The following is an 18,970-nucleotide window of genomic DNA, read 5'->3' as shown; positions in this document are numbered from 1 at the left end:
CAATAGGGTGGCCGAGCACGGCGAGGATCAGTGCAGCCACTGATGTCGCCGGACCGTTATGAAGCGCGACCGGTCTGCGACGTGCGCCCGTCCGATGCCGCAGTCGCGGCGAGCCGCCGGAACGGAGCGCTCGATGCCGCGATGAGCACGAGCATCAGGGCGAGGTCGAAGACGGCGAGCCAGGCGCCACGGGGCGAGTCGAGTGCGAGCGCGGGCCCCCGCACGAGCGGGCCGGCGAACAGGGCGCCCGCCACGGAGACGCCGAGCGCGAGCACGCCGCAGATCACCCGGGCCCAGATCCGTCGCCCGCCGCCGAGCGCGTAGCCCCCGGCGATCGCGGTCAGCGCCACGAGCACGGCTCCGCCGCCGAGCCCCTGGGTCAGCAGGTCGACGAGGGCGCCCGGGCGCAGCACGGGTGCGATCGCGAAGGCCAGCGGGGCCGCGGCGCACCAGCGGAGCATCCGGCGTTCACGAGCGGACGCAGCGGGGCCGACGCTCGAGGCCCAGCCGAACGCGACTCCGACCACGAGCCCCGGCAGCAGCACGCCCTCGAACGTGCCCCACGTGAACGACGACATGCCGCCGCTGAGCTCGGCCATCCAGGCTCGCAGGGCGCCCGCCCAGGCGAGGCCGGCTGCGGCGCCGACGGCGACGTGCGCCCAGCGGGTTCGCCGCGTCATCCGCTTCGTGTCCATGTCGCCGGGCTCGGCGACGGTGCGCTCGCTCATGGCCCCTCCTCGGTGGAACGGCGACGACGGTACGCCGAGTCGGGCTCCGCCGCATCCGGGTGTTCACCGACGGCGGGGCGACCACGCGTCACCGATGCCCCCTTAGAATCCGGGCATGCGCATCGTCGTCTCGGGCACCCACGCCAGCGGAAAGACCACCCTCATCGACGACGTCCTCGGCGCGCACCCCGAGTTCGAACGGTTGGGCGACCCGTTCGAGCTCGTCGACGACGCGCTCGACGAGCCCGATGCGTCGACCTTCTTCGAGCAGCTCGTGTCGAGTGCCCGTCGGATCCCGACGACGGATGCCGCGGGCCGGTCGATCATCGCCGAGCGCGGCCCGATCGACTTCCTCGCCTACCTGTCGGCTCTCGACGCCCTGCGCCGCGCCGGGCGATCGTCGAGCCTGTTCGCTCGGGGCCTCGACTTGACCGCGGCCGCGATGCAGCACGTGGACCTGCTCGTGGTGCTGCCGCTGCACCACCGCGACGACCTGCCGGTCGGCGACGACGAGGATCTCGAACTGCGCGCGGCGATGGACGAAGCGCTGCTCGAACTCGTCGACGATCCCGATCTCGTGGGCGAGAGCACGGCGGTGATCGAGGTCAGCGGCGACCGCGCGGCGCGGCTCGCGGCGGTCGAGCGGGCGCTCGCCGACCTCGCCTAGCCGGGCTACGCCGTCGCGGGCTCGTACGCCCGGCCGCCGGCCGCGAACCAGTCCTCGTAGCGCGTCGGGGCGATCGTCGCGTCGGGGCCGGGCAGCAGTTCGCGTTCGGCGAGGTCGGTGCCGAAGTACCGCGCGAGCGGATCGGCGACCACGTCGCGCAGGTCGTTGCGGAGGCGCAACTGGCGGCGCACGAGCTCCTCGAGCCGGAACTGCTCGGGCCCCGCGAACTCCACCATGCGACCGAGCGGCGGGGCGACGGCGGTCGCGCCCACCGCGGCGGCGACGTCGTCGGCCGCCATCGGCTGGAAGAGCGCACGCGAGAGCTTCACGATGTCGCGGGTGGTGCCCGCATCCGCGATGTTCGCGATGAACTCGAAGAACTGGGTCGCGTGCACGATCGAGTACGGTCGGCCCGACTGCACGACGAGCCGCTCCTGCGCCGCCTTCGCGGCGAAGTAGCCGCCCTCGGTTCTGGCGAGCCGGTCGGTGCCGACGACCGAGAGCGTCACATGGTGGGCGACGCCCGCCGCCGCGCCGAACGTCAGCAGGTTGAGCGTCGAGCCGTAGAAGAACTCGTTCGCGGCGGCTTCGTCGAGGTAGTCGGAGTTCGAGACGTCGACGAGGGTCTCCGCCCCGGCGAGGGCCTCCGCGAGACCCTCGCCGGTGTAGGAGTTCACGCCGGTCGCCCGTGATGCGACGACCACGTCGTGGCCGTCGGACGTCAGGCGCGAGACGAGTCGCGTGCCGATGAGGCCGGTGCCGCCGATGACCGCGATGCGCATGGCGGGCTACCTCACCGGTGCGGCGCCGGGCGCCGGCACGGCCTGGGCCGCCTGGGCGGCGAGCCACTCCGCGAACGTGGTCGACGAGAGCTGCGCGTCGGCGCTCAGCGGCACGAGCTCGGTGCCCGTGAGCTCGGTGCCGAAGTACAGGGCCTCGGGGTCGCCGATCACGGTGCGCGAGTCGCCCTTGGCCGCGAGGCCGGCGCGGACGAACTCGTCCTGGCCGAGCCGCTCGGGCCCGCCGATCTCGACCGTGCCGTCGACAGGGTCGCCGGCCGCGATGCGCGCGACGGCGGCCGAGACGTCCGCCGCCGCGATCGGCTGCATGAGTCCGGTGCTCAGCCGTGCGATGCCGTCGACGGTGGCCTCGTCGGCGATGCGCCCGACGAACTCGTAGAACTGCGTCGCCCGCACGATCGAGTAGGGCCGGCCGGATGCCTCGATCAGCTGCTCCTGGGCGACCTTCGCGCGGAGGTACCCGCTGTTCGGCAGGCGCTCGGCTCCGACGATCGAGAGGGCCACGTGGTGGCCGACGCCGGCCTCGCGCTCGGCAGCGAGCAGCGTGTTCGTCGAGGTGGTGAAGAACGCGAGCACGTCGTCGTCGGCGAACGACGGCGAGTTCGAGACATCCACGACCACGTTCGCGCCGGCGAGCGCCTCGGCGACGCCCTCGCCCGTGATGGTGTTCACGCCCGAGTTCGGCGAGGCGGCGATCGCCTCGTGGCCGTGCTCGACGAGGTGCTCGACGACCTTCGAGCCGATGAGGCCCGTGCCTCCGATGACGACGATCTTCATGACTGGTGCCTTCCGTCGTGGCGGCGGTGGATCCGCTGCCGTCACGAGCTTCGACCGGATGGCTCCCGCATCTGTGACACGTCGACTGAGACGGGCGGCCCGTGACGTCAGTCGAGCCCGGGATCGGGCCGTCGTCGGTTCCAGCTCGCGAGCTTGCGGGGCACGGTCGAGAGCCACAGCAGGTGGATCGCGGGCTCGCCCTCGATGCCGAGCACCCCGACCACCTCGCCGTCGAACCGGCGCAGCGCGAGGCCGGCTGTGCCGTTCACGTGCACCGGCATCCACGCGGCATCCGGATGTCGCAGCACGAGGTCGTGCAGTTCGCGGGCGATCACGGCACGCCCGCGCAGCTCGCCGCCCCGCTCGTCGCCGGAGTCGACGACGAGGCGCACGTCGCGGCTCAGCACGCTCGCCAGCGCGACGTCGTTCGAGTGTTCGAGCGCGGCGAGCAGGCGGGCGGCCGGATCACGAGGCGGCACGGGAGGCCACGGCCCCGAGCTTGTGGGGGTTCATCATCCAGAGCAGCTGGTCGATGCCCTCGCGGCCGACGACGAGGGTGATCACGGCGAACGTCGTGCCGTCCTTCGAGAGCAGCACCGAGGGCTGGCCGTTCGTGTCGGCCTCGGTGATCGTCACGCCCTCCCAGAAGTGGGTGTGGAACGCGCGCACGAACTTCGCGACCCGCTCGCGCCCCACGACCGGGAACTTCGACGCGCGCACGACCCCGCCGCCGTCGGAATAGGACACGACGTCTTCGGCGAACAGCCGCTCGAGCTCGTCGAGGTCGCCCGTCTTCGCCGCCGTCAGGAACGCGGTGAGCAGCCGTCGCTGCTCGAACGCCGTCGCCTCGCGCCGGCGCTCGCCGGCCAGGTGCTTGCGGGCGCGGCTGACGAGCTGCCGGGCGGCGGGCTCGGAGACCTGCACGATCTCGCAGATCTGGTCGTAGGGGTAGGCGAACGCCTCGCGCAGCACGTAGGCGGCGCGCTCGGTCGGCGTGAGCTTCTCGAGCATCACGAGCACGGCGAAGCCCAGCGCCTCGGCCCGTTCGGCGCCGAGCGTCGGGTCGGCGCTCGTGTCGACCGGCTCCGGCAGCCACGGGCCGACGTAGGTCTCGCGGCGGGCGCGGGCCGACTGCAGAGCGTTGATCGCGAGCCGGGTCGTGGTCGTCGCCAGGAACGCCGGTGCGTTCTCGACGGCCGTGCGGTCGGTTCCCTGCCAGCGGATCCAGGCGTCCTGCACGATGTCCTCGGCCTCGCCGGCGCTGCCGAGCATGCGGTACGCGATGCCGAAGAGTCGCCCGCGCACCGCCTCGAAGCCGGCGAGTGCATCGTCGAGGTTCGCATCCATGTCGTGTCCCGTCGGTCGGCGGATGGGACCGCAGCCGTCCCCCTTGCAGCTACGACCGGGCAGCAGGCCGGGTTGTGACGACATCCGCGAACTCTCTCGCGAACCCTCGCATGCTATGCCGGATGCCGCGGGCAGGGCGAGCGGTTCGGGTCGGGCGTTCGCGTCGGGCAAGCGGATGCCGCGGGCGGGCGGGGCGCGATGCTCGCTTGCCCGCGGCATCCGATCGACGCCGATGCGACCGCTGCCTAGGCGGCCGCCCGGCGGCCGACGACGTGTGCGACGGCGTCGAGGATGGTGGAGGCGACGGCCTCGGGCTGCGAGACGCTCACGGCGTGCGAGGCGCCGGTGATCTCGTTGGTGCCGAGCGACGAGGCCCGCTCGGCGCCCGCTCGCAGCACCGCGGCGGGGATGTTGCGGTCCCCGGCGCCGAACACGTGCCAGGAGGGCCGATCGGTCCATCCGGGCGCCTCGGCCTGCACGGGGTCCTTCAGCGCGGCCTCGGTCACGGGGCGCTGGGTCGCGCCCATGAGGCCCGCGACCTGCACGGGCACGTCGGCGGCGAACTGGTCGCGGAACACGGAGCGGCGGATGACGAGCTCGACGCCGCCGGTCGAGATCGGGTGCGCGTCGAGCGCCTCGCCGAGCGTGGACCCGGGTGCGCTCGCCGAGAGGGAGAAGGCGCTGTCGCCCTGCTCGGGCACGAACGCGGAGGCGTAGACGAGTGCTGCGACCTGCTCGTTGCCGGCGGACGCCTCGCTGATCACGAGTCCGCCGTAGGAGTGGCCGACGAGCACGACCGGCCCCTCGATCGACGCGATGACGTCGCGGACGTAGGCGGCGTCGCCGGCGAGGCTCCGCAGCGGGTTCGCGACGGCGACCGAGGTGACGCCCTCGGCGTAGAGGCGTTCGATGACGCCGTTCCAGCTGGCGGATTCGGCGAACGCCCCGTGCACGAGCACGACGGTCGGCTTCTGATCTGACATGGCGGTTTCCCTTCTCGAATCGACGACCGCGGAATGCGGGGCGATGTCAGCTCTGACCGGGCGGGGGAGCCGGCTGTGACACGGCTCCGCATGCCGAGCCTTCGTCGACCCCGTTCGTCACACCCGGGCGTCGGGCCCGGTCGAAGCTCGTGACGGGCGCGCAACGCGCCCGCTTCGAGAGGAGCACCCCATGAACGCGATTCCGCGGCTGCAGCCGCTCCGTCACGTCGAGACGAGCCGTCTCGACGTCGCCTACTTCGAGGCCGGCCCGGCCGACGGGCAGCCCGTCGTGCTGCTGCACGGGTTCCCCTACGACATCCACAGCTACGTCGAGGTGGCGCCGATGCTGGCCTCGGCGGGCTTCCGGGTGATCGTGCCCTCGTTGCGCGGCCACGGAGCGACGAGATTCCTGCGTTCCTCGGAACCTCGCACCGGGCAGCAGGCCGCCCTCGGGCAGGACGTGGTCGAGCTCATGGACGCGCTCGCGATCCCGCGGGCGATCCTCGCGGGCTACGACTGGGGCGGCCGCGCGGCCTGCGTCGTCGCCGCCCTCGCGCCAGAGCGGGTCACGGCCCTGGTCGCCGTCAACGGGTACCTCATCCAGGACATCCGCGCGTCGATGCATCCGCTGGCGCCGGAGCTCGAGGCCGGGTTCTGGTACTTCTTCTACTTCCTCACCGAGCGCGGCCGGCTCGGGCTGACGCGGGATCCGCGCGGTGTCGCAGAGGTGATCTGGCGCCGCAACTCGCCCGACTGGGACTTCGGCGACGCGGAACTCCACCGGGCGGCGTCGGCATTCGACAACCCCGATTTCGTCGAGGTCGTGATCCACTCGTACCGGCACCGGCTCGCCCACGTCGACGGGGCACCCGAGTACTCGCGGATCGAGGCGCAGCTGGCGCAGCTGCCGTCGATCTCGGTTCCCACGGTGACGCTCGACGGACTCGCCGACGGCAACTTCCCCGCTCGGGACGCGGCATCGGCCGGTGTCCGATTCGTCGGACCGCACGAGCACCGGCGCGTGCCGCACGCCGGGCACAACCTCCCGCAGGAGGCGCCGCGGGCGTTCGCCGACGCGGTGCGACGGGCGGCGGACCTCGCGGTCGAGCCGTCGTCGCAGGAGCCGGATGTCACAGCTGCGGCATCCGCTCGGTCATGACTGTTGACAGGTTCGGTCGAGCCGTGAGAGAAGAGCGGGAGTACCGGGTTTCAGGCGGCCTCTCCCCGGGTTGCGCCAAGCAGACCACGGCTGGTCCCACCCGCCACCGAACCCGGCACACGATCGAAGGAGATGGACGATGAGTGCAGGAGACGGATTCACGCCGGTCGAGTACCCCGACGCGGCCGGATACCCCGACGGTGCGGGCTTCCTCGATGAGGGAACCGCGGCGCTCGTCGACGAGGTGACGGCCGCCGAGGTGCGCGAGGTCGACCGCCCATCGGCCGACTCCGACGTCGAGATCGCCGTGCACCGCCTGGCCGACGAGCAGAAGTACTCGGCCACGATCGGGGACGTCGAGGTGGCGAGCATCCGCTACGCCGAGACCGGCGACGAGGTCGACGTGCTCGCGACGAACGTCGCGCCCGAGTTCCGCGGCCGTGGCATCGCGGCCGACCTGATCGCCGACGCGCTCGACGACATCCGTGCACGCGACAAGAGCCTCGTCGTGCACTGCGCGGTGGTGGCCGCCTTCCTGCAGGGCAACCCGCAGTATGCGGACCTGCTCGAGCCGCGGCATCAGATCGACTGAGGTGCCCTGCGAGCAGACCGCCGCACGTGCCGCGCAACCCCGTGACGCGGCGCCCGCGCCCGGGCATCATGGTCGCATGCACGATCGGGCCGAGGTGACGGATGCCGCGTGGCGCGAGCTGCGCGTCGAGCGTCCCGACGGTGCCGTGCTTGCGGCGGAGGTCGCGGGCGACGCTCGGCAACCGCTCGTCCTGCTCGTCGCCGGGGCGGAATGCTCGATGGACTGGTGGCGCCCGGAGTTCTGCGCCGCGATCGTCGAGCGCGGATTCCGGGTGGCGCGGTACGACCAGCGGGGCACGGGCCGCACCACCCTCGGCCGCGCGGGCGAGCGGCGCGGCGGGCTCGGCACGGCGGTCGACGACGCGATCGCGGTGCTCGAGGCGGTCTCCGAGGCCGACGGATGCCGCGCGCAGGCGCACTGGCTCGGACTCTCGGCCGGCGGGTTCGCCGTGCAGGTCGTGGCGGTCGAGCATCCGGAGCTCGTGCTGTCGCTCACGCTCATCGCCACCCGGCCGGCGAGCCCCTACGACTCCGATGCCGACCTGCCGCCGGTCTCGGAGCGCATGATGCGCGCCTGGGCCGAGCCCGTGCCCGAGCCGGACTGGGCCGACGAGGCATCCGTCATCGAGTACCACGTCGACGTCGACCGCGCCTACGCAGGCATGGAGTTCGATGAGGCCCACGAACGCGCCATCTGGACCGCGACCGTGCGCCGGTCGCCCGATCGTCACCGCGACGAGCCCGAGCCCGACGTGGTCGACGAGCCGGCGCGGTGGCGCGAGCGGCTCGCGGAGATCCGGGTGCCGACGACGGTGCTGCACGGCACCGACGACCCGCTCTTCCCGATCGGCAACGGCGTGGCGCTCGCTGCGGACATCCCCGGTGCCGGCTTCGTCCCCCTTGACGGGGTCGGCCACGAGCTGCCGCCCAGGGCCTGGCCGCCGGTGATCGCGGCCGTCGCCGCGTCGGCGTGAGCTGCCGCGACTGCCCGTCGTGGCCCGCTGGGTACGGGCACCGACCCGTGACATCCGCCCGGCATCGGCGCATGCTGGAGGCCATGGGAACCGTGACGATCTCGTTCGAGATGACGCTCGACGGCGTGTTCGACCAGATGGACCAGTGGTTCGACCCCGACGACGCGGGCGTGCAACGCGCGTCGGACGCGCTGGTGTTCGGCGCCGACGCCGTGCTGCTGGGCCGGGAGAGCTACGAGTTCTTCCGCGAGTACTGGCCGGCGCAGACCGACGACCGCGGGTTCGCCGACCACTACAACGCCCTGCCGAAGTACGTGGCGTCGACGACGCTGACCGGACCGCTCGACTGGAACGCCACCCTCATCGAGGGCGACGTCGCCGAGGCGGTCCGCGGCCTCCGCGATCGGTACGGCTCGATCATCTCGCACGGGTACGGGCAGCTCGCCGCGACGCTCGTGGCTGCCGGGCTCGTGGACGAGGTGCATGTCGGCATCCACCCGTTCCTCGTCGGCGACGGCGAGATCCGCCTGCGGTCGCCGCAGCCGGTCGGGCTGCGACTGCTCGGCGTGCAGGCGTCCGAGTCGGGCATCATCGCGGCGAGGTACGCGCCGGCGTGACGCCGTTCGCGTGGAGCGCGTGGCCGCTGCGGGCGCGCTCCACCTGTTCCGGCGCGGTCGCCGACACACGCGACACGGATGCTGTTCGCGACCGCCCTAGGCTGCAGGCATGACCACCGATCGCGACCTCGCCCGCCGGCGTCTGCGTTCGCAGCACCTCTCCGATCCCGCGGCCGACGCCGAGGAGGTCGTGCGCTCGCTGCTGGGGGTGCAGGCCGAGAATCCGTCGCAGTCGGCGTGGGCCGTCGCGACGCGCACGGCGACGCCCGACGCCGGCGACCTCGAGTCCGCCCTCGCCGACGGGCGGGTCCTGCGCACCCACGTGCTGCGCCCGACCTGGCACTACGTGCACGCCGACGACGCGGCCTGGCTGATCGACCTCACGGCTCCGCGCGTGCTGCCCACGATCGACCAGCAGCTGCGGCCGATCGCCGACGTGCTGACGACGCTCGCCGATCTCGTCGTCGCGCTCCTCGCCGAGTCGCCCGACCGGACGCGTGCCGAGCTGTCGGCCGCGCTCTCCGATCGAGGTGCGGCACTCACGGGTCAGCAGCTCATGCTGCTGCTCGCGCACCTCGAACTCCACCTGCTCGTCTGCAGCGGTGCTCCTCGTGACGGCGAGCACACGTACGCGCTGTTCGCCGAGCGCGTGCGCGAGCCCCGCCGGCTCGAACGCGACGAGGCGCTCGCCGAGCTCGCCGTCCGATACCTGGCCTCGCACGGCCCGGCCACCGAACGCGACCTCGCGTACTGGGCGACGCTCACCCTCGGTGACGTGCGTCGCGGCATCGCGGCCGCCGGCGAAGGGCTCGCGTCGTTCGAGCACGACGGGCGCACGTTCCTCCACGCAGCGGATGCCGATGCGGCCGTCGAGGCATCCGCTGCCCGCGATGCACCCGCCGCGCACCTGCTGCAGGTGCTCGACGAGATGTACCGCGGCTACCAGGACTCGCGCTGGCTGCTCGACGCCGACGGCGTCGTGCCGCGCGAACGCGAGACGGCCATCGGCATGGCCCTCGTCGACGCGCAGCTCGTGGCCGGCATGCGCCGAACGCTCACCGCGAAGGCGGTCACGTTCGAACTCCGCCCGCACCGCGCGCTGACCGAGCCCGAGCTCGACGCGATCAACGATGCCGCGGCCCGCTATGCCGCGTTCCTCGGGCTCGAACCGCGCGTCGTCTTCGTAACCGCCGGGTAGTCCGCGACCTGTCTCAGCCTTTGCCGACGGTGCGGAATCGACCCGACCCGAAGGGCAACGCAGGCGCCCGGTACTCGAGCGATGGCGGATGCCCCGGCTGAAGCGCGAACTCCGCGCGGCCGTAGCGCCAGAGGCGGTTGAAGAGGAAGACCCCGACGACGACCGACTCGTCGGCCGGAACCTGCCAGGTCCCGCGTCCCCACTGCACCGGTTGGCCGCGGCCGCCGATCACCAGCGTGGGCTTCACGCCCCAGTGCAGCGCGAACCACGGCTTGCGCAGGTTCAGCTCGATGCGACGCGAAGCCCTCGCCGCGGCATCCGTCATCGGTTCGTGCCGGCCGGCATCGTCGAGACGTCGATGCGGATGTCGCCGAGCATGGCGTCGGGGTACGGGAACGGCCCGACGCCGTCCCAGGCCTGCAGGTCGATCGAGAGGAATGACACCAGGGTCAGCGCCCACCAGGCGACCGTCAGCCCGACGATGGCGACCGCCGCCAGATCGAGGGTGCGCATTGCGGCCGTCTCGGAGCGTGCACTGCGCAGAACCCGACTGATCGCGATGAGCACGATCGCGACGATGACGAGGAGCACGATCGGTGCGGGCCGGAGCGTGAGGGTCACGCACATGGGAACGACGCTGGTCGGGTCGCCGTTCGCATCGAGGTATCCGCCGTCGCCGGTGACCCCGCCCGGGCACCCGCCCTTGCTCGCGGTGCCCAGCACCCCGTAGAAGAGTCCCGTCGCGCCGGCCACGACCAGCAGGCGTCGGATGCGTCGGATGATCGGCGCACCCGGCAGGGACGTGATGGCATCGGAGGGCGGGCGTTCGAGGGTCTCGGGCATCGGGTCTCCGCTCGGGCGTCTGTCGCGTAGGGGGTTCCTGCATCGTGGCAGGCGCGTCACCGTACGGGCAAGGGGCGCGCGGGCGCCCCGGTCCTCAGCTTCACACTCCCGCTGTGCCGGCCGGCCCGCTCACCTGCCGTCGTCGAGCAGCTCGAGCAGCCGCGTCGCGGTCTTCCAGCTGCGCACGGTCATCTGCGTGAAGACGGGCATCGCCATCAGCTTCTGGATGCGGGTCTTCGTGGCCCTGGCCTTCACTCGCGAGAAGTAGAGCGCGCCGGGGCCGGGTGCGATCGCGTCGACGCCCTCGCGGAGCTCGGGCATCTCGGCGAGGACCTCTGCGGCGGTGAGCGGTGCCTTGAGGAAGAAGACGTCGCTGCGCAGCGACTCGGATCCGTGGTCGGCGGGCGCCTGCTGGATCGTGGCGGCGTACGCGTCGCGCGAGCGCACGATCGCCGGGATCTCGAATCCGAACCGCTGGTGCAGCGCAGTCTCGACCGCGGCCTCGAGCCTCGCCTCGCTCATGCGGTCGGCGCGCGCGGTGAACAGCACGTTGCCGCTGGCCAGGTGCGTGCGCACGTCGGCGAACCCGGCGGCTTCGAGACACTCCACGAGGTCGCGCATGGCGACCGGGTTGCGACCGCCGACGTTGATGCCCCGCAGGAGTGCGACGGATGCTCGAGACGTCATGCCGGTTCGGGGACGGGTGCGAGCCGGGTCACACGGCGCGGACGCGGTTGTTGCGCTTCTCGTGCGTGAGTTCGGCGAGCCCGAGCGACTCGAGCAGCGGAGGGAGGTACATGCCGAATCGGCCGCGGTACCCCTTGCGGAGTCCGTACCAGCCGCCGACCGGGTTCGCCTCGTCGCGGCCCCAGGCCTCGACCGTGCCGGGCTGTGCCGGCTTCTGCTCGTCGGCGGCGCCGAGGTCGACCCAGTCGCCCTGCTCGCGCAGCCACGCGGTCAGGTCGTCGATCGCGCTGAGGTGGTACTTCAACGTCGTCGACCCGACCTGGCACACGAGCACCGGCGGGTCGGCCGTCTCGTCGCGGTGCATCGTGTACGCGCTCGTGCCCGGCGCCGTGGTCAGCTGCCACGGATCGTCGACTGTTCCGCTGCCGCTCATGGCGTTCTCCGATCGTGACGACGTGTCGGGCCGATGCTACGCCGGCGCGTGCACGGCGGCCACAGCCTCCGCCCGGTCACCGTCGGCGAACGCCCGGCGCTCGTCGAGCACCTCGAGTTCGAGGTCCCAATCACTGAGCAGGTCATCGACATCTGAGGCGGCCATATGACGATTCTCCCGCCACCCACCGACACTCGTCCGGCCGCGCCGACGGCTCCTGGTGGCGCGAACCGACGGCGGAGCACGGCGGCCCGCCACCGGCATCCGCCCGCCCATCGCACCTAGCATGAGGGCGTGGACTTCTCCTTCGCCTTCACACCCGACCTGATCGCGGTGTTCGTGACGCTGTTCGTGCTCGAGATCGTGCTCGGCGTCGACAACGTGATCTTCATCTCGATCCTCGCGTCGAAGCTGCCGAAGGAGCAGCAGGCCAGGGCCCGCAACCTCGGGCTCACGCTGGCGATGCTGATCCGCGTGATCCTGGTGTTCTTCGCCGGGTGGATCATCACGCTGAAGGAGGACGTCGTCGAGCTCTGGGGCATGGGCTTCTCGGTGAAGGACTTCATCCTCATCGCGGGTGGCCTGTTCCTCGTCTACAAGGCAGTCACCGAGATCCACCACAAGCTCGAGGGCGCCGAAGAGGAGCACGGCGCGGCGCCGAAGCGCATCACGTTCGGCTCGGTGCTGCTGCAGATCCTCGCGCTCGACATCGTGTTCTCGCTCGACTCCGTGATCACGGCCGTCGGCATGACCGAGAACCTCGTCATCATCGTCACCGTCGTCGTGCTCTCGTTCGGCATCATGCTGTTCGCGTCGCGGTTCATCTTCACGTTCGTGAACAACCACCCGACCGTGAAGATGCTCGCGCTGTCGTTCCTGCTGCTCATCGGCGTGTTCCTCATCGCCGAGGGCTTCGGCGTGCACATCGACAAGGCCCTCATCTACGCGCCGATGGCGTTCGCCATCCTCGTCGAGGCGCTGAACCTGCTCGCCGCCTCGCGCAAGGCCAAGCGCGAACAGCGCCGTCGTCAGCCCGTGCAGTTGCGCCCGCAGTACCCCGACGTCGACGAGTCGGTCGCGGTCACGGCGGCGCTCTCGACGGGCGAGGGGCACGGCGCGGTCGGGCTGTCGAGCCGGCCCGTCGAGGGCGAGCCGGGGCAGTCTGGCCGGTCGGATGCCGCGGAGGGCCGCGCCGGGCTCGGTTGAGCATTCAGGGGGCGGATGTCACGCGCCCACCCAGCTCGGGTCGGCGACGAGCTCCTCGAGCTCGCGCACGAGCCGGGCCGTGTGGAACCCGTCGGCCGCCGCGTGGTGGATCTGCACGGCGAGCGGCAGCAGGGTGCGGCCGTCGCGATCGAGGTAGCGCCCGAGCGTGAAGATCGGCAGCAGGTGGTTCGTGCCGCCGTCGATGTTCAGGGTGAAGCCCGTGAAGCTCGTCCAGGGCAGGCTCGAGATGTCGAAGACGTCGGCCGACAGCTCGCCCTGCGGGAACATCGCGGTCGCGCTCGCCGCAGCGGCCAGCACCTCGGCGGCCGCATCGTGGAATCGTGCGAAATCGGCGTCGTAGGGTGTCCAGACTGCGGCGAACGTCTCGCGCTCGGCGTTGAAGACCGTGAACGCGGGGTGCACGACCGGCCAGACGGCGGGCGCACCGGCATCGGTCTCGGCCATGCGGAACTCGCGGTGGCGGTTCACGACCGTCGCGATCGCCCAGATCTGCGCGACGTAGGTCTTGCGCGACGACCGAGCCAAGGCCGCGGCGAACGCCGTCACGTCGATCTCGACCGTGATGGCGTACGTGCAGGGCACTGCTCGGCGATAGTGCTCGAACGTCTCCCGTCGGTTCCAGTCGGCGAGGTCGATGGGTTCTGGGCACGTCATCCGCCCATCGTGGCAGGTGCCTCCGACGCGGCCGGGAGTACGCTCCAACCGTGATGACTCCGTCGCCCGTGCCCGGTGCTGCCGTGACCCAGTTCGCGGTGCTCGACGCGCTGCTCGCCGGCGCGTACGAGTCGGGCATCCGGGTCTACGAGGCGCGGCGACTCGGGGATTTCGGGCTTGGCTGCGTCGACCATCTCGGCGGCGAGGTCGTCATCGTCGACGGCGCGGCGATCGAGTGCACGGTCGACGGGCCTCCGTCCGAGATGGGCGACGACGAGGTGCTGCCGTTCGCGATCGTGTGCCGGATGCCGCAGCTCGCCGGTCTCGAGGTGCACGACCTGGGCCTCGACGCGTTCGCGGCCTCGGTCGAATCGGAGCTCGTCAGCCGCAACCTGTTCCACGCCGTGCGGTTCGACGGCCGGCTGTCGGAGGTGCGGGTGCGCGCGACGCCGCGCCAGCGTCATCCGCTGCCGCGGCTCGCCGAGGTGACGAGCCATCAGGTCGAGACGACCGTGCGTGACATCCGCGGAACCCTCGTCGGGTTCTGGACCCCAGCGATCTACCAGGGCATCGCCGTCGCCGGGCTGCACCTGCACTTCCTGGCCGAGGATCGCAGCGTCGGCGGGCATGTGCTCGACCTCGCCGTCGAACACGGCGAACTCCGGGTGGCCGCCTACGCGCGCTTCGAGCTGCGCCTGCCCACCGACGACCTGTTCCTGCGCACCGAGCTCACGCACGCCGACGACCACCGCATCGTCGCCGTCGAGGGCGGCGGGGCGAGCGGGCGCTGAACGGGCGGGTCCGGGGCGCGGTCGGATGCCGCGGCATCCGTCATTCGTCTCAGTCGACGTCAGTCGGAGACGCGCGCACTGACGACGCGCATCGCCGCGCCGTCGCCGCGCACGACGCAGCGGAGCTCCGCGTAGTCGACGCGGCCCGACGCGCCGACGGAGGCCACCGAGCCCGAGACGCGCGTGGCGCCGTCGGCGTCGGTCACCGTGAACGACCGGCTCACGTCGACGTTCGTGTGCCCGCGGGCGATGAGCTTCGTCTCGATCGCCGAACTGCACAGCGATTCGGCGGATGCCACGGGCGGCGGCGTGACCGCGGCGACGATGCCGCCGAGGAGCGCGGCGCCGGCCGCGACGATGAGCACGGGAACGGCGACAGGCGCCCAACGGGGAGCGGGCTTGGAACGGTCGGACTGGGTTTCGGGCGCCTCGCGGACGCCGGTTTCTGAGGACATGACGAGCACGGTAGGGCAGGGGCGAGGCCGCGACATCCGTGCAGCGCACTGAGATCGCGTCGGTGCAGGCCCTCTCGCCCGATGCGAGACGCCGGCCGTCTCATCGCCTCAGCCGACCCGCTCGAGGAACCCGAGCACCCGCTCCATCAGCAGCCGGGTGGCCGCGGCGTCGTAACTCGGCAGGCTGGAATCCGCGAAGTAGTGCTGGTCGCCGGGGTAGAGGAAGAGCTCGGCATCGTCGGCCGTCGCGACCAGTTCGCGAGCCGCGTCGACGTCGCCCTCGTCCATGAAGAAGGGGTCGGCATCCGCGCCGTGGATCTGCACGGGCAGTGCGGTCGGCCATTCGCCGAACTCCTCGGGCGGCAGGCACGAGTAGAAGAAGAGCGCGCCCGTCGCGCCCGGGCGGGTCTGGGCGAGGAGTTGCGCCGGAACGACGCCGAGCGAGAACCCGGCGTAGACGAGTTCGTTCGGCAGGGCTTCGGCGGCACGCACGCCGCGGGCCATGATCTCGTCCCAGCCGACCTCCTTCGCGTACGCGACGCCCTCGGCGATCGAGCCGAACGTGCGCCCCTCGAAGAGGTCGGGCGTGTGCACGGTGTGGCCGGCGTCGCGCAGTTCGTCGGCGAACACCTCGAGCCCTTCGTTCGGGCCCAAGGCGTGGTGGAAGAGCAGTACGTCGGTCATCGAGATCCCATCCGTCGAACGATCCAGCGGTGAACGCACGGGACGTTACCCGGTCGGTGCGACGATGTCGACGGGTTGACGCCCTCCGCGCCTCAGGGTCGGATGCCGCGGGCGGGCGTCGCCGGCCACCTTCATTCGGCGGCGTGCGTGCGTCGCCGGTTGGCGACCTCCGACGTCGCGACGATGACGACGAGCACCACGACCGCGCAGCCGATCGCGACCGCCGCATCGACGAACGCCGCGGCGAACCCGAGCGCGATCGTGAGCAGCAGCGCCGGGATCGCCCATCCGAGCACTGCGCGCAGGGGTCGGCCGAACCGCAGCGAGATGATCGCGTTCGTGCCGTAGAACACGGCGATGCCACCGCAGAGGGCGATGGCCGAAGCCTGGGGGAGTGCGGCATCCGGATGCTGGATCGCGCTGTCGAGCGCACCCGAGATCGCGGTGACGCCGACGACGATGAGGAACGGCAGGAAGGCGACCGTGTCGCGGATCGCGCGGTAGTCGCCGGCCTCGCGCAGCTCGTCGAGCCCGACGCGCATCGCATCGGTGCCGTACATGAAGAACGACCAGGCGAGCAGCGAGATCACGGCGAGACCGAGCGCGCCGACGACGCCCGAGGCGAGGTTCCAGCTCTCGTTCAGTGCGCCGACCGTCGAGAGCACCGACTCGCCGAGCACGATGACGACGAGCAGCCCGAACCGTTCCGAGAGGTGCTCGGTGTTCATGCGAGGCAGCACGCGCGCAGCCCACGTGCTGCTGCTCGTCACCAGCAGCGTCACCTCGACGACGATGCTGACACCCCAGAGCACGAAGATCCACGGGCTCGGCAGCCAGATCGAGACGAACCAGAGCAACGCCGTGCCGCCGTTGTAGACGAGCAGGCGCACGCGCGAGGCCGTGCCGACGCCCCACGACTGGGCGACCCACAGCCCGAGCAGCACGAGCCGCAGGGCCGCATTGCCCGCCGCGAACAGCCACGCCCGCTCGCCGGTCGCCTCCGGTGCGGCGACCGCGATGGCCCCGACGGCGAACATCGCGGCGAGCATCACGAGCGCGAGCTGCCGTCGGGTGAGCCACGGCATCACGTTCACGGTGAAGGTCAGGTTGACCCACGACCACCACACCGACGCGAACAATGCGGTGAACAGCAGCAGTCCCTCGACCGACGGGTGCTCGTGCAGCCCGTGCGCGAGCTGCCCCACGAGCGCCACGAAGATGAGGTCGAAGAACAGCTCCATCCAGTGCGCGCGCGACGGGTCGCGATCCGACACGGGGTGCGCCTGCTGAGCGGATGTCTCGGCGCTCATCGCCGGCCTCGTCCCACGTGCATCGCCCGCCCGCCCATCGCGCCCTCCGTCGCTCGCTCGCCGTTCTCGCCGGCTCGCCGCACACGCTACGCCCGTCGAAGGGCGCCCGTCACGCGGCATCCGCCCACCGGATCGACCGAATCCCACGCGGGCGGCCTTCTCGATCGCCCCTTCCCGCAGTCGTGCATATCGACCGGGGGATGGCGGGCGAGCGCGTGACATCCGTAGTCTGGGCGACAGCGACGGGCGTGGTGCCGCCCGTTCTTCGCGGGGGCGGGGGTGCGAGCATGAACTGGTTCTACGACACGAGCGTGTGGATCTCGCTCCCGCTGTTCGTGGGCGGGTTCGTGGCGGTCTCGTGCCTGATCGTGGTCGGGCTGCGGCCGGTCGTGCAGCGGTACGTCACCGACTTCAAGGAATGGGATCGCGCGCTCGCGCATGTCATCGGCACGTTCGGGGTCTTCTTCGGCATCCTGCTCGCGCTCGTCGCGGTGTCGGTCTACGAGAACTTCGCCGACACGCGAAAGGCGACCATCGAGGAGGCCGCGGATGCCGGAGCGCTCTACCGCGCGACCACGGGCCTGCCCGACGGATTGGACGGGCCCATGCAACGCGTGCTCGACGAGTACATGCACACGGTCATCGAGGTCGACTTCCCCGACCAGGCGCGAGGGGTCCTGCCCGACGCCAGCGACGCGCAGATCGACGAGTTCGAGCGGCTCCTGCACACGGTCGAGGCCGATACCCGCGGCGATCAGGCGGAGTTCCAGCAGGCGCTCGCCACGTTCGACGACCTCATCGAGTCGCGGCGAGCCCGCATCGACGCCACCGCCCTCGCGCTTCCACCGCTCTTCTGGCTCGTCATCTGGGTCGGAGCGGCCGTCACCGCGGTGCTCATCGCGTTCATCCATTTCGGGAACCCTCGACTGCACCTGGTCATGGCGGGCCTGCTCGCGCTCTTCGTCGGCCTCGTCATCTTCGTCACGGCGGATATGGACCACCCGTACGCCGGGGCGATCTCGATCGGGCCGGGGGCGTACGAACGCGTGCTCGAGCAGATCATCGATCCACGGCAGTAGTCCGCGCTCGTGGCGAGAACGATCGAGTGCGGATGCCGCGTCGGGCCGTCGTCCGACGGTCGCTCGGACCAGTCGGACGGCTCGACCGGCCACGGTACTTGACGGGCCCGCCGCCTGCGGGCCAGCGTGGCAGCATGTCGAAGCGACCGACGGCGACGCAGCGCGTCGCGATCCGCCTGATCGGGTGGGTGCTCGGGCTCTTCAGCCTGCTGTTGTTCTTCGGGCTGGTCGACCTCAGCGTGCCGCTCTTCTACGGTTCGCGCCCGGAGTTCTACGCGAACTACCTCATCGAGACCGGATGGGGCGTGCTCTTCACGTTCTTCGTCGGGCTCCCGATGTGCGTGCTCGGCGCCAGGCCGACGTGGACCTCGGCAGCGCTCGTCGTCGCCGCGGCGGGGGTCGCCGTGGCGGTTGCCGGGCTTGCGGCGGGCCAGCCCGGTCAGTTGCTCATCAGCGCGGTCCTGCTCGTGGCGGCCGCCGCGGTGTCGATGCTCGATCGCGGGGCGCGAGTCGCGGAGTCCGCTCGGTCTGACGTCGCGAACGATGTCCCGGTCGTTCGCGACGGATTTCGAGAGCGGATGCCGCAGCTCGCCCTCGCGCTCATCGCGCTGCCGCCCGCGATCGTCTACGCCACGGGCATGATCCAGGCGGCGCGGAGCGGCATGCCGGCGCCCGACTACACGTGGGATTTCGACCACTACCCGGTGCAGGCGGCATCCGCCCTGGTGATTCCGCTGGCGACCGCGGCGCTGGCCGTGCGGCTGCCGGGGTGGCGCGCGATGACGCTGCTCGTGGCCTCCGGCACGGCCTGGTTCGGCGTCATCAGCATCGTGTTCCCGGATCACTTCGGCAGCTGGGGCGTGCTCTGGGGGTGGATCTCGGTCGCCTGGGCCGTGGCGCTCGGCGTTCTGGTGCTGTTTGCGCGCGGGCTGCCGCGCGGCCGCCCAGCGGGCGCAGAATGAACAC

25 protein-coding genes are annotated in these 18,970 nt (G+C 71.6%); 10 read left to right on the top strand and 15 right to left on the bottom strand.

The window, feature by feature from the left end; genetic code table 11:
• Window positions 1-56: 56 nt before the first annotated feature.
• Window positions 57-728, bottom strand: coding sequence for a hypothetical protein (locus GQR16_RS13975; RefSeq protein WP_157415774.1), 672 nt, complete (start codon window positions 726-728; stop codon window positions 57-59).
• Window positions 729-843: 115 nt separating this feature from the next.
• Here GQR16_RS13975 and GQR16_RS13970 point away from each other — a divergent pair, with 115 nt between their 5' ends.
• Window positions 844-1,395, top strand: coding sequence for a P-loop NTPase family protein (locus GQR16_RS13970; protein WP_157415773.1), 552 nt, complete (start codon window positions 844-846; stop codon window positions 1,393-1,395).
• 5 nt (window positions 1,396-1,400) lie between these two features.
• On the opposite strand, the gene GQR16_RS13965 is transcribed toward GQR16_RS13970, so the two are convergent.
• From GQR16_RS13965 to GQR16_RS13945, 5 genes are all read right to left on the bottom strand, one after another.
• Window positions 1,401-2,177, bottom strand: a complete 777-nt coding sequence (locus GQR16_RS13965; protein WP_157415772.1) for an SDR family oxidoreductase — start codon at window positions 2,175-2,177, stop codon at window positions 1,401-1,403.
• A 6-nt stretch (window positions 2,178-2,183) separates the two neighbouring features.
• Complete coding sequence (locus GQR16_RS13960) at window positions 2,184-2,972, bottom strand: SDR family oxidoreductase (RefSeq protein ID WP_157415771.1); 789 nt, start codon at window positions 2,970-2,972, stop codon at window positions 2,184-2,186.
• Window positions 2,973-3,079: 107 nt separating this feature from the next.
• A complete protein-coding gene (locus GQR16_RS13955) occupies window positions 3,080-3,451 on the bottom strand; it encodes a hypothetical protein (RefSeq protein ID WP_157415770.1) in 372 nt (123 codons plus the stop codon).
• Window positions 3,438-4,319 (bottom strand): RNA polymerase sigma-70 factor, encoded by an 882-nt coding sequence (locus tag GQR16_RS13950; protein WP_157415769.1) that lies wholly within the window; start codon window positions 4,317-4,319, stop codon window positions 3,438-3,440. The genes GQR16_RS13955 and GQR16_RS13950 overlap by 14 nt, the downstream gene beginning before the upstream one ends.
• Before the next feature lie 245 nt (window positions 4,320-4,564).
• On the bottom strand, window positions 4,565-5,302 hold the full coding sequence (locus tag GQR16_RS13945; protein WP_157415768.1) for an alpha/beta fold hydrolase: 738 nt from the start codon (window positions 5,300-5,302) through the stop codon (window positions 4,565-4,567).
• Window positions 5,303-5,492: 190 nt separating this feature from the next.
• On the opposite strand from GQR16_RS13945, the gene GQR16_RS13940 reads away from it, so the two are divergent.
• The 5 genes from GQR16_RS13940 (at window position 5,493) to GQR16_RS13920 (ending at window position 9,841) form a co-directional block, all read left to right on the top strand.
• Window positions 5,493-6,461, top strand: a complete 969-nt coding sequence (locus GQR16_RS13940; RefSeq protein WP_246200849.1) for an alpha/beta fold hydrolase — start codon at window positions 5,493-5,495, stop codon at window positions 6,459-6,461.
• A gap of 139 nt (window positions 6,462-6,600) precedes the next feature.
• Entirely contained in the window at window positions 6,601-7,053 is a 453-nt protein-coding gene (locus GQR16_RS13935; protein WP_157415767.1) for a GNAT family N-acetyltransferase, read from the top strand.
• Window positions 7,054-7,129: 76 nt separating this feature from the next.
• Window positions 7,130-8,026, top strand: coding sequence for an alpha/beta fold hydrolase (locus GQR16_RS13930; protein WP_170298510.1), 897 nt, complete (start codon window positions 7,130-7,132; stop codon window positions 8,024-8,026).
• Between the two features lie 83 nt (window positions 8,027-8,109).
• Window positions 8,110-8,643: a dihydrofolate reductase family protein gene (locus tag GQR16_RS13925; protein WP_170298509.1), complete on the top strand. Its 534-nt coding sequence runs from the start codon at window positions 8,110-8,112 to the stop codon at window positions 8,641-8,643.
• Between the two features lie 109 nt (window positions 8,644-8,752).
• Complete coding sequence (locus GQR16_RS13920; protein WP_157415764.1) at window positions 8,753-9,841, top strand: winged helix DNA-binding domain-containing protein; 1,089 nt, start codon at window positions 8,753-8,755, stop codon at window positions 9,839-9,841.
• Between the two features lie 13 nt (window positions 9,842-9,854).
• Here GQR16_RS13920 and GQR16_RS13915 read toward each other — a convergent pair whose 3' ends face one another.
• The 5 genes from GQR16_RS13915 to GQR16_RS20075 form a co-directional block, all read right to left on the bottom strand.
• A complete protein-coding gene (locus GQR16_RS13915) occupies window positions 9,855-10,166 on the bottom strand; it encodes a hypothetical protein (protein WP_157415763.1) in 312 nt (103 codons plus the stop codon).
• Entirely contained in the window at window positions 10,163-10,684 is a 522-nt protein-coding gene (locus GQR16_RS13910) for a hypothetical protein (RefSeq protein ID WP_157415762.1), read from the bottom strand. Before GQR16_RS13910 ends, GQR16_RS13915 begins: the two co-directional genes overlap by 4 nt.
• A 129-nt stretch (window positions 10,685-10,813) precedes the next feature.
• The gene (locus GQR16_RS13905) at window positions 10,814-11,371 is read right to left on the bottom strand and encodes a DUF1697 domain-containing protein (protein ID WP_157415761.1); all 558 of its coding nucleotides are present in this window, start codon (window positions 11,369-11,371) and stop codon (window positions 10,814-10,816) included.
• Window positions 11,372-11,399: 28 nt separating this feature from the next.
• Window positions 11,400-11,804, bottom strand: coding sequence for a DUF6855 family protein (locus tag GQR16_RS13900; RefSeq protein WP_157415760.1), 405 nt, complete (start codon window positions 11,802-11,804; stop codon window positions 11,400-11,402).
• Window positions 11,805-11,840: 36 nt separating this feature from the next.
• The gene (locus tag GQR16_RS20075; RefSeq protein WP_281351389.1) at window positions 11,841-11,969 is read right to left on the bottom strand and encodes a hypothetical protein; all 129 of its coding nucleotides are present in this window, start codon (window positions 11,967-11,969) and stop codon (window positions 11,841-11,843) included.
• 129 nt (window positions 11,970-12,098) lie between these two features.
• On the opposite strand from GQR16_RS20075, the gene GQR16_RS13895 reads away from it, so the two are divergent.
• Window positions 12,099-13,010, top strand: a complete 912-nt coding sequence (locus tag GQR16_RS13895; RefSeq protein ID WP_157415759.1) for a TerC family protein — start codon at window positions 12,099-12,101, stop codon at window positions 13,008-13,010.
• An 18-nt stretch (window positions 13,011-13,028) separates the two neighbouring features.
• Here the strand turns inward: GQR16_RS13895 and GQR16_RS13890 are convergent, their stop codons facing one another.
• Window positions 13,029-13,685, bottom strand: coding sequence for a CatA-like O-acetyltransferase (locus GQR16_RS13890; RefSeq protein WP_157415758.1), 657 nt, complete (start codon window positions 13,683-13,685; stop codon window positions 13,029-13,031).
• A gap of 53 nt (window positions 13,686-13,738) precedes the next feature.
• Between GQR16_RS13890 and budA the strand changes: the two genes are divergently transcribed.
• Complete coding sequence (gene budA / locus GQR16_RS13885; RefSeq protein ID WP_246200867.1) at window positions 13,739-14,476, top strand: acetolactate decarboxylase; 738 nt, start codon at window positions 13,739-13,741, stop codon at window positions 14,474-14,476.
• A 59-nt stretch (window positions 14,477-14,535) separates the two neighbouring features.
• Here budA and GQR16_RS13880 read toward each other — a convergent pair whose 3' ends face one another.
• From GQR16_RS13880 to GQR16_RS13870, 3 genes are all read right to left on the bottom strand, one after another.
• Window positions 14,536-14,931 (bottom strand): hypothetical protein, encoded by a 396-nt coding sequence (locus GQR16_RS13880; protein ID WP_157415756.1) that lies wholly within the window; start codon window positions 14,929-14,931, stop codon window positions 14,536-14,538.
• A gap of 108 nt (window positions 14,932-15,039) precedes the next feature.
• Window positions 15,040-15,615 carry a dienelactone hydrolase family protein gene (locus GQR16_RS13875; protein WP_157415755.1) on the bottom strand — a complete coding sequence of 192 codons (576 nt, stop codon included), beginning with the start codon at window positions 15,613-15,615 and terminating at the stop codon, window positions 15,040-15,042.
• A gap of 131 nt (window positions 15,616-15,746) precedes the next feature.
• Window positions 15,747-16,925 (bottom strand): low temperature requirement protein A, encoded by a 1,179-nt coding sequence (locus GQR16_RS13870; protein ID WP_170298508.1) that lies wholly within the window; start codon window positions 16,923-16,925, stop codon window positions 15,747-15,749.
• Between the two features lie 287 nt (window positions 16,926-17,212).
• Here GQR16_RS13870 and GQR16_RS13865 point away from each other — a divergent pair, with 287 nt between their 5' ends.
• Both GQR16_RS13865 and GQR16_RS13860 read left to right on the top strand, forming a co-directional pair.
• The gene (locus GQR16_RS13865; protein ID WP_170298507.1) at window positions 17,213-18,004 is read left to right on the top strand and encodes a bestrophin-like domain; all 792 of its coding nucleotides are present in this window, start codon (window positions 17,213-17,215) and stop codon (window positions 18,002-18,004) included.
• Window positions 18,005-18,138: 134 nt separating this feature from the next.
• On the top strand, window positions 18,139-18,966 hold the full coding sequence (locus tag GQR16_RS13860) for a hypothetical protein (RefSeq protein ID WP_157415752.1): 828 nt from the start codon (window positions 18,139-18,141) through the stop codon (window positions 18,964-18,966).
• The last annotated feature ends 4 nt before the right edge of the window (window positions 18,967-18,970 follow it).

Source organism: Agromyces allii, from assembly GCF_009749385.1.
In the GTDB taxonomy this organism is placed as follows: Bacteria; Actinomycetota; Actinomycetes; order Actinomycetales; family Microbacteriaceae; genus Agromyces; species Agromyces allii.
Note: the sequence above shows the minus strand (reverse complement) of the source record. Positions and strands in the feature narration are given on the sequence as shown.